The 13,269-nt window shown below is 72.0% G+C and carries 9 protein-coding genes; 3 read left to right on the forward strand and 6 right to left on the reverse strand.

Annotated elements, in window-relative coordinates; all coding sequences use genetic code 11:
• Positions 1-68: 68 nt before the first annotated feature.
• From AB0O91_RS12310 to AB0O91_RS12320, 3 genes are read right to left on the reverse strand one after another with little or no spacing between them, the layout of a single operon-like run.
• On the reverse strand, positions 69-2,570 hold the full coding sequence (locus tag AB0O91_RS12310) for an acyl-CoA reductase (RefSeq protein WP_363430826.1): 2,502 nt from the start codon (positions 2,568-2,570) through the stop codon (positions 69-71).
• Entirely contained in the window at positions 2,567-3,742 is a 1,176-nt protein-coding gene (locus AB0O91_RS12315) for an acyl-protein synthase (protein ID WP_363430829.1), read from the reverse strand. Before AB0O91_RS12315 ends, AB0O91_RS12310 begins: the two co-directional genes overlap by 4 nt.
• The gene (locus tag AB0O91_RS12320; protein ID WP_363430832.1) at positions 3,739-4,866 is read right to left on the reverse strand and encodes a GNAT family N-acetyltransferase; all 1,128 of its coding nucleotides are present in this window, start codon (positions 4,864-4,866) and stop codon (positions 3,739-3,741) included. Before AB0O91_RS12320 ends, AB0O91_RS12315 begins: the two co-directional genes overlap by 4 nt.
• Positions 4,867-6,276: 1,410 nt before the next feature.
• Between AB0O91_RS12320 and AB0O91_RS12325 the strand changes: the two genes are divergently transcribed.
• Entirely contained in the window at positions 6,277-7,002 is a 726-nt protein-coding gene (locus AB0O91_RS12325) for a peptidase inhibitor family I36 protein (RefSeq protein ID WP_363430835.1), read from the forward strand.
• Here AB0O91_RS12325 and AB0O91_RS12330 read toward each other — a convergent pair.
• Together AB0O91_RS12330 and AB0O91_RS12335 are read right to left on the reverse strand one after the other, a co-directional pair.
• Positions 6,974-8,002: a site-specific integrase gene (locus AB0O91_RS12330; protein WP_363430838.1), complete on the reverse strand. Its 1,029-nt coding sequence runs from the start codon at positions 8,000-8,002 to the stop codon at positions 6,974-6,976. The genes AB0O91_RS12325 and AB0O91_RS12330 overlap by 29 nt on opposite strands.
• A 466-nt stretch (positions 8,003-8,468) precedes the next feature.
• Positions 8,469-9,362, reverse strand: a complete 894-nt coding sequence (locus AB0O91_RS12335) for a pirin family protein (RefSeq protein WP_363431146.1) — start codon at positions 9,360-9,362, stop codon at positions 8,469-8,471.
• A 180-nt stretch (positions 9,363-9,542) separates the two neighbouring features.
• Between AB0O91_RS12335 and AB0O91_RS12340 the strand changes: the two genes are divergently transcribed.
• The gene (locus tag AB0O91_RS12340; protein WP_363430841.1) at positions 9,543-10,031 is read left to right on the forward strand and encodes a carboxymuconolactone decarboxylase family protein; all 489 of its coding nucleotides are present in this window, start codon (positions 9,543-9,545) and stop codon (positions 10,029-10,031) included.
• A 93-nt stretch (positions 10,032-10,124) separates the two neighbouring features.
• Here the strand turns inward: AB0O91_RS12340 and AB0O91_RS12345 are convergent, their stop codons facing one another.
• On the reverse strand, positions 10,125-11,522 hold the full coding sequence (locus AB0O91_RS12345) for a hypothetical protein (RefSeq protein ID WP_363430844.1): 1,398 nt from the start codon (positions 11,520-11,522) through the stop codon (positions 10,125-10,127).
• A 344-nt stretch (positions 11,523-11,866) separates the two neighbouring features.
• Here AB0O91_RS12345 and AB0O91_RS12350 point away from each other — a divergent pair, with 344 nt between their 5' ends.
• On the forward strand, positions 11,867-13,150 hold the full coding sequence (locus AB0O91_RS12350; RefSeq protein ID WP_363430846.1) for a serine hydrolase domain-containing protein: 1,284 nt from the start codon (positions 11,867-11,869) through the stop codon (positions 13,148-13,150).
• Positions 13,151-13,269: the final 119 nt, after the last annotated feature.

Here is a 13,269-nt window from a genome sequence, read left to right on the forward strand (position 1 = left end):
GCGCCCGGGCCCCCCCGGCTCGTAGGCGGGGGGCCCGCTCGCGCGGTTCCTGCGCGTCCTCCGGAACGTCAGTGGTTCCTGGACCGCCGGTCCACGACGGCCAGCAGCTTCCCGCTCGCCGCCGTCTGCGCGAAGTCCGCGGCCGGCGCGCGTTCCACGCGCAGCTCCACCAGCCGGTCAAGCTCCACCGCCGCCGCGAGGTCCGGGTACCCGTCCAGGAACTCCCGGGCGCCCGACGCGTCCTGCGGCAGGCCCTCCAGCCGGACGGTCAGGCTCTCGTTGGCGTCGTCGTCCTCGTCCAGCAGGATCTGCAGCGCGCCGTGGTGGTCCAGCCGTTCCTCCGCGACCTCCACGAACCGCCGGTAGTTGAGGAAGTAGCTGCCGCTGCGGAAGATGTCGCCGAAGCGCCCCAGCAGTTCGAAGCGCGGGGTGCGCCGACCGCACGGGCAGTCCTCGGTCAGCCAGCACCCGAGGTCGCCGATCTCGTACCGGTCCAGCCGCTGCCCGCGCCGGGTGTGCGCGGTGAACACCAGCCGCCCGGCCTCACCCGCCGGCGCGGGCCGGTCCGCCTCGCGGTCGAGGATCTCCAGCGTGTGCAGTCCGCTGAACAGGTGGTACACCCGGTCCGGTGCGGCCGGGCACTGGTAGCCGAGCGGGCCGGCGTCCACGCTGCCGTACGCGCCGGCGCGGACCAGCTCGACCCCGAACTCCTCGCGCAGCCACTCGCGCTGGCGGGCCGGGAAGTGCTCGCCGCCGTAGAACAGCTTGCGCACACCGCGGTACTCGCGCAGCAGGTCCGCACCCTCGGTGAAGACCCGCAGCAGGTAACTCGGCATGCCGAACAGGGTGTTGACCCGGTGCTCGACCACCGATCGGGCGACCGCCGCGTGGTCGTCCTGCGCCATCATCGGGTACTGGACCGCCCCGAGCGTCTCCAGTACCGAGAAGAAGCTGGAGAACCCGCCGTACAGCTGCCCGCCGAAGAAGAGGTTCATCGACCGGTCGGTCCGCGGGTCGAACCCGGCCGCCAGCAGGCCCTCCGCGCCGGAGCGCATGTGCTCGTGGTAGTCGTCCCAGCTGAACGCGGAGAGCTTGGGCGCGCCGGAGCTGCCGCCGCTGCGGAAGAAGACCTCCGCACGGCTGAGGTCGGTCTGCAACTGCTCGAAGTCGGTCTTGACGGTCACCGCGACCGCCGGGGGCGCGAGTTCCCGCGCACCGACCAGGTCGTCCAGGCAGGCGTCGCCGGCGAACCGCCCGTCCAGCTGGACGTCCACCCGGCGGCTGTACCGCTGCAGCGCGTAGACGCCGTCGTGCGGCTCACCGTCGTAGCTGCCGAGCATCCCGCCGGGCACCGTCACCCGCTGGACGCCCGCCGCCAGCACGGCGCCGGCCAGCTCCGCGGTGTCGGTGCGGCTCGCGCCGATCCCGGCGGTCTGCAGGTAGCGGCGCATCGGGCGCAGCACCTCGGCGATCCGCTTGCGCGGCAGCGGCTTGACCCAGACCGTGCGGTGCAGCGGCGAGGCCCGCAGCGCGCTGCGGGTGTCGGCGAGCACGTGCCAGCTCGCGTCGGGCGCGGCGTGCACCTTGGTGAGCCCGAGGTGCTCCTCCAGCCGGGCCACCAGGACGGTGTTGGTGATCTCGGCGCTCTCCAGCGGCTCCCGGTCGTGCGGGGCGGGTGCGCGGGCGGCGAGCACGGCGGCGAACCGCTCGGCGAAGGCGAAGAGCTCGTCCTCGTCCTCGGTGTCCAGGTACACCACCTGCGGGCTGGCGCAGGCCTGCTGTTCGAGGCGGCAGATGTCGTCGGCGATGCCGTCCAGCGCCTCGGGGGCGGACCAGGCATCGGCCGTCAGATACGCGAAGGAGAGCTTCGGTCCCCAGTCGACCAGCCGGCAGCCGGCGGGTATCAGCGCGGCGATCGAGGCGATGGCCTCCTCGCCGCCCCAGGCGGCGACGGCGTCGGCGGCCGCGCACAGTCGCCGGAGCCAGTCGGTGCGCGAGGAGGGGAAGCCGAGCACCACGACCTGCCGGGCGATCGCTCCGGTGGCGTCGAACTCCGCGATGGCGGCGAGCAGTTCATGGGTGAACCGCTCCCCGCCGCTGGTCTTGACGACGTTGAGGTTGCCCGCGAGCAGGCCCTCGACCACGGTGAGCGCCCCGGCGGCGGGTGCGTTGCCCGGCGCGATGTGCACCAGCAGGCCGACCGGCAACCAGCCCTCGAAGATCTCCCGGCGGAAGTCGAAGCGCGCCAGCCGCCCGGGGTCGATGCCGCCGAGTTCGCGGGTGAGCTTGACCTCCAGCTCCTCCCGGGACAGCGCCTCGGTGAGGTCGTGCATCGTCCGCGCGGTCTCGTCCTCGGGCACGCCCGCCTCGCGCAGCAGACCCGCCAGCCGGACGGAGTGCTCGCTCGCCGGGTCGGTCAGCGCGACGGCCATGCGCTCGCAGGCGGCGATCACGGTGAGCGGGCTGAGCCGCTCGGCGAGCGCGCCGGCGGCGTACTCGTCGAGGTGCTCCAGGCGGGCCGCCGCCTCCGCGTCGTCGACCCACGTGCCCTGCCAGTAGTGCTGAGTCACTTCTTCCCCTCGGTCTTGAGCAGTTCGGCGGCGGCGACGGCACAGCTGCGGTTGCGGCTGAGCCCGGCGCGCCCGTGCACCTCGAACCAGGGCGTGGGCAGGTCGCAGCCGCACTCCTCCGGCGCGTGCTGGGTGACCAGGTCGCCCATCAGCACGGACTGGGCCGGCACCGAGGTGATGTACGGCGAGATGAACTGGGGGTAGCCGCTCTCGCCGTACGGCAGCGGCTGGAGCGTGCGCACGTCACGGACCAGCTGGCGGGCCCAGACCGGGACGTGCAGACGGTGGTTGGAGCACTCCATGTGCAGGACGGAGTGCTCCACCGCGCCGTAGCCGTCGCGGATCCGCTCGTCCGGGATGCCGAGCTGCTCGTGGATGCGCCGGTACAGCTCCGACTTGGTGATCTCCTTGTCCGCGTTGCCCTTCCAGCCGCCGCCGAAGGCCACCAGCGACTCCGGGTTCAACTGGAGCGGCGGCAGACCGAGTTCGCGCATCCGGTCCAGGGTGAAGGAGAGGAAGGCGGGGAAGCCGAGGATCCGGACCGGCGCGCCCTCCTCGGCGAAGCGGATCAGCGCGCGGACGCAGCCGAACGGGTCGAACTCGTGGCCGCTGCCGGTGTGCTTGAGCGCGTACTCGACCGAGCGGACGGGTGCGAAGTGGCACAGGTACTCGTCGGTGAACGAGGTGCCGAGGTTCAGGCCGGGCCGGGGCTGGTAGTTGGAGAGCAGGTAGTTGACCGGCTCGTCGCCCTCGGACTTGATCCAGCCGTAGTGGTCGAAGACCCGGGCGACCATCCGCTGGCCGTTGCGCAGGGTGAAGTCGTCGAAGGCCATCTGCGACTTCTGACCGGTCGTGCCGGACGACGTCAGGGTCAGCAGCGTCTCCTCGCGCGGCAGCGACAGCACCTCGTGCAGCTTGAAGAAGTTGGCGTGCACGAACGGCAGTCGGTGGAGCTCCTCGACGGACTCCAGGGTGTGCCCCTCGGCGGCCCACAGCTTGGCGAACCAGGGCGAGCGCTCGGCGTGCCAGGCGTTGATCTCGTTCATCGCCGCCGTGAACAGGGCGTCCACGTCGTCCCCGACCCGGTACGGCTCGGCCAGGTCGACCAACTGCTGCACGCGGGCGAGGGCTTCGGGGTCCGGTACCGAGACCGGTTGGAGGTACGTGTTCATTGGAATATCCCGTGGGTGTCGAGGTGCTGCTGCTTCCACAGCTCGATGTACTGCTCGGTGAACGGCTGGAACGCGGCGTCGATGGCCAGGCCCCGGAAGTCCAGCGGCTGCAGGATCCGGGCCAGCACCACGTAGTCGCGGAAGCCCTCGCCCTCCCGGCGCATCGCGGGGTAGGCCGCCACCGGCAGGAAGCCGTGCCCGAGCAGCCGGCGCAGCGAGTGGTAACCGTCCAGCGGCACCAAGGCCTCGATGTACCGGGCGCCGTGCGCGGCCAGCCGGTCGGTGATGGTGTCGAGGTCCTCGCCGATCTCCGCGAGCTCGGTGCCGATCAGCGTGCAGTACCCGTCGGCGGGGCTGAGGTGCGCGTACACCTCGTAGGCGCCGTCGGCGGCCGAGAGCATGACGTTCGGTTCGTGGAACGGGTAGAAGCAGTCCCCCAGCCCGGCGAACCGGCGGCTCACGAAGGCCGGTGCGTCGATGAACTCCAGCTCCCGGACGGCGATCCCGCCCTTCCTCGGCCTGGGCAGCGGTTCGTCCACGAGCTCCGGTCGCTGCTCGGGGCCCGGCACGTCCGCCAGCGCCCGGACCAGCCCGCCGAGCGCGGAGGGGACCTTGTACACCGGAAGCCGCTGCTCCAGGACGCCCGAACGGTGCTTGGCCAGCAGCACCATGGTCTCGTGCCAGGCGGCCTTGCGCAGGTTCGGCAGCACGCCGAGCGCGCGGAAGCCGGACTTCAGGCAGATGCGCTGCGGGGCGGTGGTGTCGGTCCGGGCGGTCGCGTACACGGAGTCGACCGGGTGGTCGCCCGTCAGCAACTGGTCGGCGAGCTGCTGCACGGCGAGGTTGGCCGCACCGAGCCCACGGGCGTCCGGATGGATCACCAGACCCTGCAGCTTGCCGATCCGCGCGGCCGGGTCGACCGTGCCGAGGATGGACCCGAACAGCCGGTCGCCGCCGGGCTCCCGGGCCACCAGCCAGGTGGTGTCCGGGGCCTCGATCTCACGGGCCATCACCTCGGGGTCGGTGCCGAGCGGAAGCGCGTAGCTCCGCCCGTAGACCTGGCGGTAGAGCGTCAGCAGACCGTCCACGTCATCAAGACGGGCCGGTATGAATTCGAGGGACAAGTCGCCTCTCCCAAAGGGCGGTTCGAACACGGTTCATCGCGTACGCACCACGAAAGAAACTTGAGTCGCAAGGAGGCGTGCCCGGTCCGAGCAGCCACGTTGCCGCTCCACCACAGTAACGCTCATGCAACGGTGCACCGGACCGCTCCAGTGCTAAAAGGCCGTCAGGAGGCGAGGATGCGACGAGGATCACAAGCACGCGAAATTCGTACGAAATTGAACCGATGAACTTCCACTGAACGTTGTCCGGCCGTTCGCCGACCGATCGTCGGGGAATTCACCGCGTCGACCCCGCGCGGGCTTTCCATGTCGGTCCCGACATTGCCCCAGAGGCAGGATTCGACGAGGGTCCGCGCGCCGAAGTGCTCGGCCGGGAGGGGCGGGTGCATGCTCCCCGCGCATCCCGAAGCCGTCGTAGGGCTGGTGTCGAGACCTCACCGCCGCCCACCGGGCACGGCCTCAGGGCCGGCGGTCACCCTGGCGCCGGGTCGGGGTGGGTCGGTGGGCTCCTGGCGGCGGCCCGGCGCAAGGCCGAGAACCTCAATCCCGACCAGGGTCGCCACGTCGGCAGACCGTGCTCCTGGGCGTCCTGGACCGGTGCGGTGGGACCATCACCGGCTGACTCTCGCGGTCCGGGGCGCGGGTTGGTAGGGCTACACGCCACATCGGCGCCACAGACTTCGGCTTCGCCGCGTCCGCAGGCTCGGGACAAACCGGCTGTCCGTCGGGAGCCAGTAGACCCGCGGAGACTGGACGCGGTCAGCCTCCTCCCGCAGCTCGTCGACATGACGGCGAGCAGTGAGCTCACGCTGCTCCAGCAGCCCCACAACCGACGGCATCCCCAACCTCCACCCCAGCGACGACACGACACGTCACCACTGCCACGGGGCCGCCGACCCTATACCTGGCCAGCGGAAACACAGCCATCAAGAACGGAAAGACAACAACCGCTGACGAGCCAGCCGAGACTCCGGATCGGCTTGTCGATGAGGGCCAGCTGATCACGGTGAAGGTCGCCGAGGTCGATCTCCAGCGTCACCCGGTGCGGCTGGGCGCCGCTGGCGGAGCGGACAGAAGCTAGCGGATGGGCGTACTGGTGCCCCGTTCGACAGATACCTCGCCGATTCGGCGACGGTTGTCGTGCTGACCCGCCCGGAGAACCGCACGTCGAGCAGTGCGATGAGCGACAAGTAGCGCGCCGAGTCACAGTAGTCAGGGTGACTGGCAGGCAAGGTGGTACGACCAGGGCGCGTCGTGGGGGGATCCGCATGGGGCAGGCGAGTGGGATCCGTTCGGGAGCGGACTTTTACCAGATCGGACTTGCTCATGACACGGCTTTGTTGATGTTGGTCGCCCCCTCGCGCTGCGGTGCCACGATGATCCGAAACTGACGATCTGACGGAGGTTCACATGGCAGCGACCGGCGCCCTCGCGCAGTTCTTCCTCGACCGCGACTACCAGGGCGCACGTGTCTCCCTGGCCGCGGGCGTCTACAACCTCGAAGGGAAGACCAACGACGCCATCAGCTCGCTGAAGGTCCCCGCCGGCCTGGAGGTCACCGTCTACCAGGACGCCGACCTCAAGGGCGCCAGCAGGGTCTTCACCGCCGATGTCCCGTTCATCGGTGCGGACTTCAACGACACCGTGTCCTCGATCAAGATCACCGCCCTGAACACCGACGCGCAGTCCTCGGCGTCCGCCCTCAAGATCGCCGCCATGACGCCGGGCAGCGCCCCGGACAAGGACGTCACGGTCCCCGGCGACACCCAGATCAAGATCGCCTTCACCGATCCCGCCGTCAAGGCCCCCGCGGCAGGCAGCGAGTCGGAAGGGCTCAAGTACCTGGGCTTCGTACAGGACGCCGCCGCCTACGCGGTCACCACGTTCAGCAACGTCTACCTGTACGCCAAGGACAAGAGCGGGCCGCTGCAGCCCGGCGTCGACATCATCGAGGGCCCGGTCAAGAACGTCGCCGTACCCCTCTACAACCGCTTCTCCTACATCCCCAACGGCGCCCTGAAGTTCGTCGACCGCACGGTCGACGCCAGCGTCACCGTCATCGACCGCAGCCTGCCCCCCATCGTCAAGGACGCCAGCAGCCCCAAGGTCACCATCGTCGGCACCTTCGACAGCTGACCGGCCATCCCCCCTCAGGCCCGCCATGCGTCCCAGTCGCATGGCGGGCCTGCTGCGAACGACTGGTGGGGTCTGCTGGTTCGAGTTCGATGGCGCGGCGTAGTTGTTCCATGCGTCGGGGCAGGGGGTGCCAGCCGGGTTCGGCGGCCATGTCGGTGTTGAGGTCGTGGATCGCGCGGGCGTAGGCGCGGGCCAGGCCGCGGAAGTGGAGGGGGAGGCCGGGGCGGGGGTGGCCGCTGGGGGCGATGCTCACCCACAGGGCGTCGGTGGTCTCGTTTCCCGGGCCGACGGGCTGGGTGGGGTCGCGTGCGACGAGGTGGCTGCGGATGGTGAGCCAGTGGCGGATCGCGGCCTGCGTGGAGCGGGACAGGGTGACCGTCCGTGTAGCGGGCGTGGTGCGCGGGTTGCGGTGCTGGGGGAGGTGGGTGAGGCGGATTGTGCCGTGGTGCAGGTCGACGTCGTCCGTGCGCAGGGCACAGAGTTCGCCGGCGCGGCAGCCGGTGTCCAGCACGGTGCCGATGATGGCGAGGATCCGACTGCGGGACGCGGACCGGTCGGGGCGGGCCGAGCGTTCCAGGTGGCCAAGGAGGATGCTGCGCGGGCGGGCGGCGATCACGGGCCGGAGCGCGACCTGAGGCCGGTCGTGATCCGGGAGTATGACGGTGATGCCGGCTCGGGCACCGAGGATGCGCAGGCAGTTCTCTCGGATGCGCATGGACGCGGGTGAGGCCTGGTCCGGTCGTGCGGCGGGCTTGCGTCTCAGCAGGCCCCGCTCGGCGGCCGTGAGGTAGGTGGCGAGGGTGTCCGGCGCGAGGAGCGTGTCGAGTGAGTCGGCGGCTGTGGGGACGATCGCGCCCCGCTCCAGGGCGGTGCGCAATTCGCCGGCGATCCAGCGCAGTTGCTTCGCTCGGGAGGTACCGGTCGGCGGTTTGCAGGCACGCTCGACGAGGGAGTCCAGCGCCTCGATCGCGGGTGGTGCTGTCGTCGGGCCGTCAGCCATGAGGTCACCCTAGTGCCGGGTCGGGGCGGGTCGGCGGGCTCTTTCGGAGGCGGGGGATCCGAATGTCTCCCAGATTTTCGAGGCTAATAACTGGCTTGAAGCAAGATCGTCAGTGGAGCCGGGGGTGGCATGGTGGCTGTTTTCTCCAGCCTGCCCCCTTGCTGTGGTGACCGTCCTTCGGCAACCGGCGAGGGGGTCGCCGGCGTATTCGCCGGTTCTCGTGACGGCACCCGACGGTGGCTTCCCGGACTCCGGGAGAGCTTCGGCCAATTCTGATGGACCGTCAGCAAACTCAGCAGTGGGTCAGCATTGGTCCTGTCAGGCGTTGTCGCGGATGGTTGAACGATGCCAAGCGTCGAGTGCGGGAGCGAGCGTCTGCAGGGGGCTTTGGGCTGAGCGCCAGGGGGCTCCGGATCGGGGGTGCGGTGGACCCGGCCGCCGTACCCCCGATTGCGAAACGCGTAGGTCAGCGGGTGCGCCCGCGCGCCTTGAGGGGGATTCCCGGGAGCTCCGGGGCGGGGAGGCGGTCGCCGGGGTAGCCCTGGACGGCGCCGAAGCGGTCGGCGGCGGCCTGCCACTCCTCGCGGGCCCGGACGATGTCCTCGTGGGACCGCCCGATGAAGTTCCACCACATGACGATCTGCTCCTCGAAGGGCGTTCCGCCGAGCAGGACGAGGCGGGCGGGGGAGTCGGCGGTGTTGGTGACGGTGAGGGCGGCGGCGCCGGGGGCGAGGTAGCCGAGGTCGGCGGGGCGGAGGTCGGTGCCGGCCAGGCGGACCTCGCCGCGGTCGACGAGGAGGCCGTGTTCGAAGGCGGGGTCGACGGGCAGGGTGAGGGTGGCGTGCGGGGCGAGGGTGAGCTCGGCGCCGAGCAGCGGGGTGAAGGTCGGGACGGGGGAGGTGTGGCCGGCCAGGGTGCCGAGGAACACCCGGGCCTCGCCGCCGTCGAGGGGGACGGGCTCGGGGGCGTGGTGCTGGAAGTCCCGTGCGGTGTCCCGGTGTTCGTCCGGCAGGGCGACCCAGAGCTGGACGCCGTGCAGCACGGTGGTCGCCGGGGTGGAGACCTCGGAGTGGCAGATCCCGTGGCCGGAGGTCATCAGGTTGAGCTCGCCCGGGCGGACGAAGGCGTGCACGCCGAGGCTGTCCCGGTGTTCGATCTCGCCGGTGAAGAGCCAGCTGACGGTCTGCAGGCCGGTGTGGGGGTGCGGGGCGACGTCCATGCCGCCGGTGCGGGCGACGTCGTCCGGGCCGTAGTGGTCGACGAAGCACCAGGCGCCGATCATCCGGCGGTGGCCGTGCGGCAGGGTGCGGCGGACGGTCATCGCGCGCGGTCCGCCGAGCGGGACGTCCCGGGCGGACAGGACCTCGACGTACGGGTGCTGCGGGTCCTGCGGTCCGGTCGCGGGGCGCGGTCCGGTGTCGGCGGTGCTCACGGCTGTGGTCCCTCCCTTGGTGGATGTCGATCATACGGTAGTTCTATATTCAACTATTATCGCATGGCAGAGTGACGGACGACAGCGCAGCGGAGTCGAGGAGTACAGGTGAGTGACGTGACGGTGGTTCCGGCCGGGCGACGGGTGTTCATCGACAAGCAGAGCCCCACCGCCTACAAGGCACTGCTCGGCGCCGCCGAGGCGGCGCGGGCGGCCGCGACGGAGGCCGGGCTGGACCGGCGGCTGGTCGAACTGGTCAACCTGCGGGTCTCCCAGCTCAACGGCTGCGCCTACTGCCTGAACGTGCACACCCGGGCCGCGCTGCGCGAGGGCGAGACCACCCAGCGGCTGGGCGTCCTCCCGGCCTGGCGGGACACCGAGCTGTTCACCGGCCGGGAGCGCGCGGTGCTGGCGCTCGCCGAGGCGACCACGCACCCGGCGGACGCGACCGCGCAGGAGGCTGCCTACGCGCTCGCGCGCGAAGCCCTCACGGAGGAGGAGATCTCTGCGGCGATCTGGGTGGCGATCACCATCAACGCCTTCAACCGGGTGTCGATCATGAGCAAGCACCCGGTCCGCCCGACGCCGGGGCTGTAGCGGGTTCGCGGATGGATGCGCGGGGGTGACCGGCCCGCGCATCCGGCCGTCGGCGCCCGGCGCCGGCCGCCGACGGCCGGACCGGAGCAGGCTTCAGAGGCGGCGCAGGAAGACGTCCTGGAGCTGGTTGGTGTCCCCCGGGACGAGGTTGCCGTCGACGGCGTCGAAGATCACGGTGTCGCCGGTGGCGTCCGCCCGGGGGCTCGCGGAGGCCGTGTCGCTCTGCCCGCCGTCGCGGGTGAGGCTGACCCGCTCGGTCCGCCCGGTCCACAGGTCGCGGCGGAACACGTCCACCGCCTGGTTGGTGTCGCCGGGGACGAGGTTGTCGTCGCTGGAGTCGAAGTAGACCCAGCGGTCGTCGGCGGTCAGGTCGCCGCCGGACGAGGTGCCGTCCGACGTCGTGCCCGGCAGGCCGGTGTCGACCTGGGTGACCCGGCCGGTGGCCAGCTCGTGCACGAACACGTTCAGCCGGGTGCCGCCGTGGCCGGGGCCGCCCTGGCCGTACGTGGCGAGGCTGTAGACGGCGAAGCGGCCGTCGCGGCTGACCCGGGCGTCGTAGGCGACGTCGCCCCGCTGCCCGGCCCGGTCCAGGCCGGCGGCGGTGATCCGGCCGGTGTCGGCCTTCCAGGCGAAGTAGGGGTAGTAGTGCGGCCCGCGGGCCAGTGCGGGAGAGCCTGCGGCACCCGGGGCAGTCGAAGGGGTCGGGCCGGTCGGCGCGTCGGGGAGCAGGTTGCCGGCCCGGGAGCCGAAGCCGACGGTGGAACCGTCCGCGCTGATCGTCGGGTTGAAGGAGTTGGCGTCGGCGGCCGCTCCGCCGACGCCGACGGTCACCAGGCGGCTGGTGCGGGTCCTCAGGTCGGTGACGTAGACGTTGTTCTGGCCGGGGACCGCCGCGCCCGGGGCGAGGTCGCCGCGGTTGGAGACGTAGGTGACGTACCGGCCGTCCCGGCTGATCGCGGGGCTCCCGGCGTCGTAGCGGCTCTGGTCGTCGGTGCTGGGCAGGCCGCCCGCCGTGACCAGCTCGGTGCGGCCGGTCCAGCGGTCGCGGACGTAGACGTCGCTGCGGTGCCCGGACCCGCCGGGCAGCACGTTGGTGGCGCCGGTGCTGAACGCGACGTAACGGCCGTCGCCACTGATCGAGGCCTGGAAGGTCATGGCGTTCAGCTGGGCGCCGTCGGCGGCGGTGCTGATCCGCTCGACGTGGCCGTTGCGCAGGTCCCGCAGGTAGACCTCGGTGTTGTTCGGCGTGCCGCCCCGGGGCAGCAGGTCGGTCGCGGTCGACGAGAACAGCGCGTACCGACCGTCGTCGCTCAGCCCGAGCGCGGTCGAGTAGCCGTTCAGCTGTTCCCCCTTGGGGCCCTCGCTGACCCGGGCGGTGTCCCCCTTGAGCGGTCGGGCCTCGGCGGCGGGCATCGCGGCGCCGGCCGCGACGAGGGCCACCAGGACGGCGGCGGCGCGGGCCGACCGGCGGCGGGTGCGGGCGGTGGTCATGGATCGTCCTCCCCAGATGGCGGTGCCGGGCCCGAACGCCCCCGCGGCCCGGTTCGGGACGAGCCAAGCGCCCTCCCGGCGGGCCGGTCAACGATCCGGCGCGAGGTCGTCCGGAAACGCGCCGTCGCCCGGGCTTCCGGCCGAAAGCTCCCGCTCCGCCGGGCCCGGGCCGCGGGTCGTCGCCGCGGGCCGTCGCCGCTGATCGGCGTCCTCCGTACGGCACAGTGGCTACGGTGGCGGGAGTACGGCGACTTCCTCCCGGTGGGGGATGACGGAGCATCAGGAAGGCGACGAGGCTGTGGAGTCGGAGGCGGACGGGGGTCCGCCCTGGACGAGGGGGTCACATGGCGCGTCGAACGGTTTCCGTGCTGGTGGCGGCGGTCTGTCTGGCGCTGGCCGCACCGGTCGCTTCCGCGGGCGCCGCCGAGCCGGGTGCCGCCGGCGCGGGTGCGGCCGGGCCGGGTGTCGTCGGAGCGGGTGCCGCCGGGGCGGGTGCCGGCGGCGGGGAGGGGCAGGCGCGGAGGGCGGCCCTGAAGGCGGTGACGGCGGCCGGGGCGGCCGGGGCGATCGCCGAGGTGCGGGACGGGCGCGGGGTCTGGCGCGCGGGCTCGGGCGTCGCCGACCTCGCCACCGGCGCCCCGGTGCGGACGGACGGGCGGTTCCGCGCGGGGAGCATCACCAAGGTGTTCACCGCCACCACGGTGCTCCAACTGGTGGGCGAGGGGCGGGTCGGCCTGGACGACCCGATCGAGCGCTACCTGCCGGGGCTGGTGCCGAACGGCGGGGGGATCACCGTCCGTCAGCTGCTCGACCACAGCTCCGGCCTGTGGGATCCGACCAACGAGCCGGGCGGGCTGTTCCCGCAGACCACGGACCCGGTCGTGATCGGGGCGTGGCTCGACGAGGGCGGGCTGACCCGCGCCATCACCCCGGCGCAGGTGGTGGCCGCCTCGGTGGCGCATGCGCCCAACTTCCCGCCGGGAGCGAGGTTCAGCTACTCCAACGTCAACTACGCCCTGCTGGGCATGATCATCGAGCGGGTCACCGGGCGGGGCTACGCCCAGGAGATCACCGCGCGCATCCTGCGGCCGCTCGGGCTCGGCGGAACGTACTTCCCGGGGTCGGCCACCGACATCCGCGGTCCGCACGCCCACGGCTACTGGACGCTCGCCGAGGGCCCGAGGCCGGAGGACCGGATCGACCGGGACGTCACGGTGCAGAGCGTCACCTGGGCGAACTCCGCGGGCGAGCTGATATCCACCCTCGCCGACCTGAACCGCTTCGAGCAGGCCCTGCTGGGCGGGCGGCTGCTGTCGCCCCGGCTGATGGCGGAGATGAGGACGACCATCCCGGCCGGGGGTGACGGCCGGGTCGGCCGCCTGGACTACGGGCTGGGGCTGGCCCGGCTGCAGTTGTCCTGCGGGCCGGTCTACGGCCACGACGGCGGGGTGCCCGGGTTCAGCTCGCAGCTGTGGGGGACGGCGGACCGGCAGGTCGCGCTGTCCGTGACCAGCCGGGGCGACCAGCCGCAGGCCGTGGCGCAGCTCGCCGCGGAGGGCGGGTTCCTGGAGCAGGCTTTCTGCGGGAGCCACCCGGGCGGGGGTGGTGCCCGGCCGAAGCTCGGCTGAGCGGCGACGAGCGGACGGCGGAGGAGGCACAGCGGAAGACGGAGGCCGGAGGACGGAGAGCGGAGGGCAGCAGCCGGTGTCGGGGGCGGAGGCCGGACGTGCCGCCGGGCTCGGCCGGG

It is taken from the genome of Kitasatospora sp. NPDC089797 (genome assembly GCF_040684795.1).
In the GTDB taxonomy this organism is placed as follows: domain Bacteria; phylum Actinomycetota; class Actinomycetes; order Streptomycetales; family Streptomycetaceae; genus Kitasatospora.

Coding starts and splice junctions, on each gene's coding strand:
- AB0O91_RS12315 (WP_363430829.1), bottom strand. CDS start 3,742: ATGAACACGTACCTCCAACCGGTCTCGGTACCGGACCCCGAAGCCCTC.
- AB0O91_RS12325 (WP_363430835.1), top strand. CDS start 6,277: ATGGCAGCGACCGGCGCCCTCGCGCAGTTCTTCCTCGACCGCGACTAC.
- AB0O91_RS12330 (WP_363430838.1), bottom strand. CDS start 8,002: ATGGCTGACGGCCCGACGACAGCACCACCCGCGATCGAGGCGCTGGAC.
- AB0O91_RS12345 (WP_363430844.1), bottom strand. CDS start 11,522: ATGACCACCGCCCGCACCCGCCGCCGGTCGGCCCGCGCCGCCGCCGTC.
- AB0O91_RS12350 (WP_363430846.1), top strand. CDS start 11,867: ATGGCGCGTCGAACGGTTTCCGTGCTGGTGGCGGCGGTCTGTCTGGCG.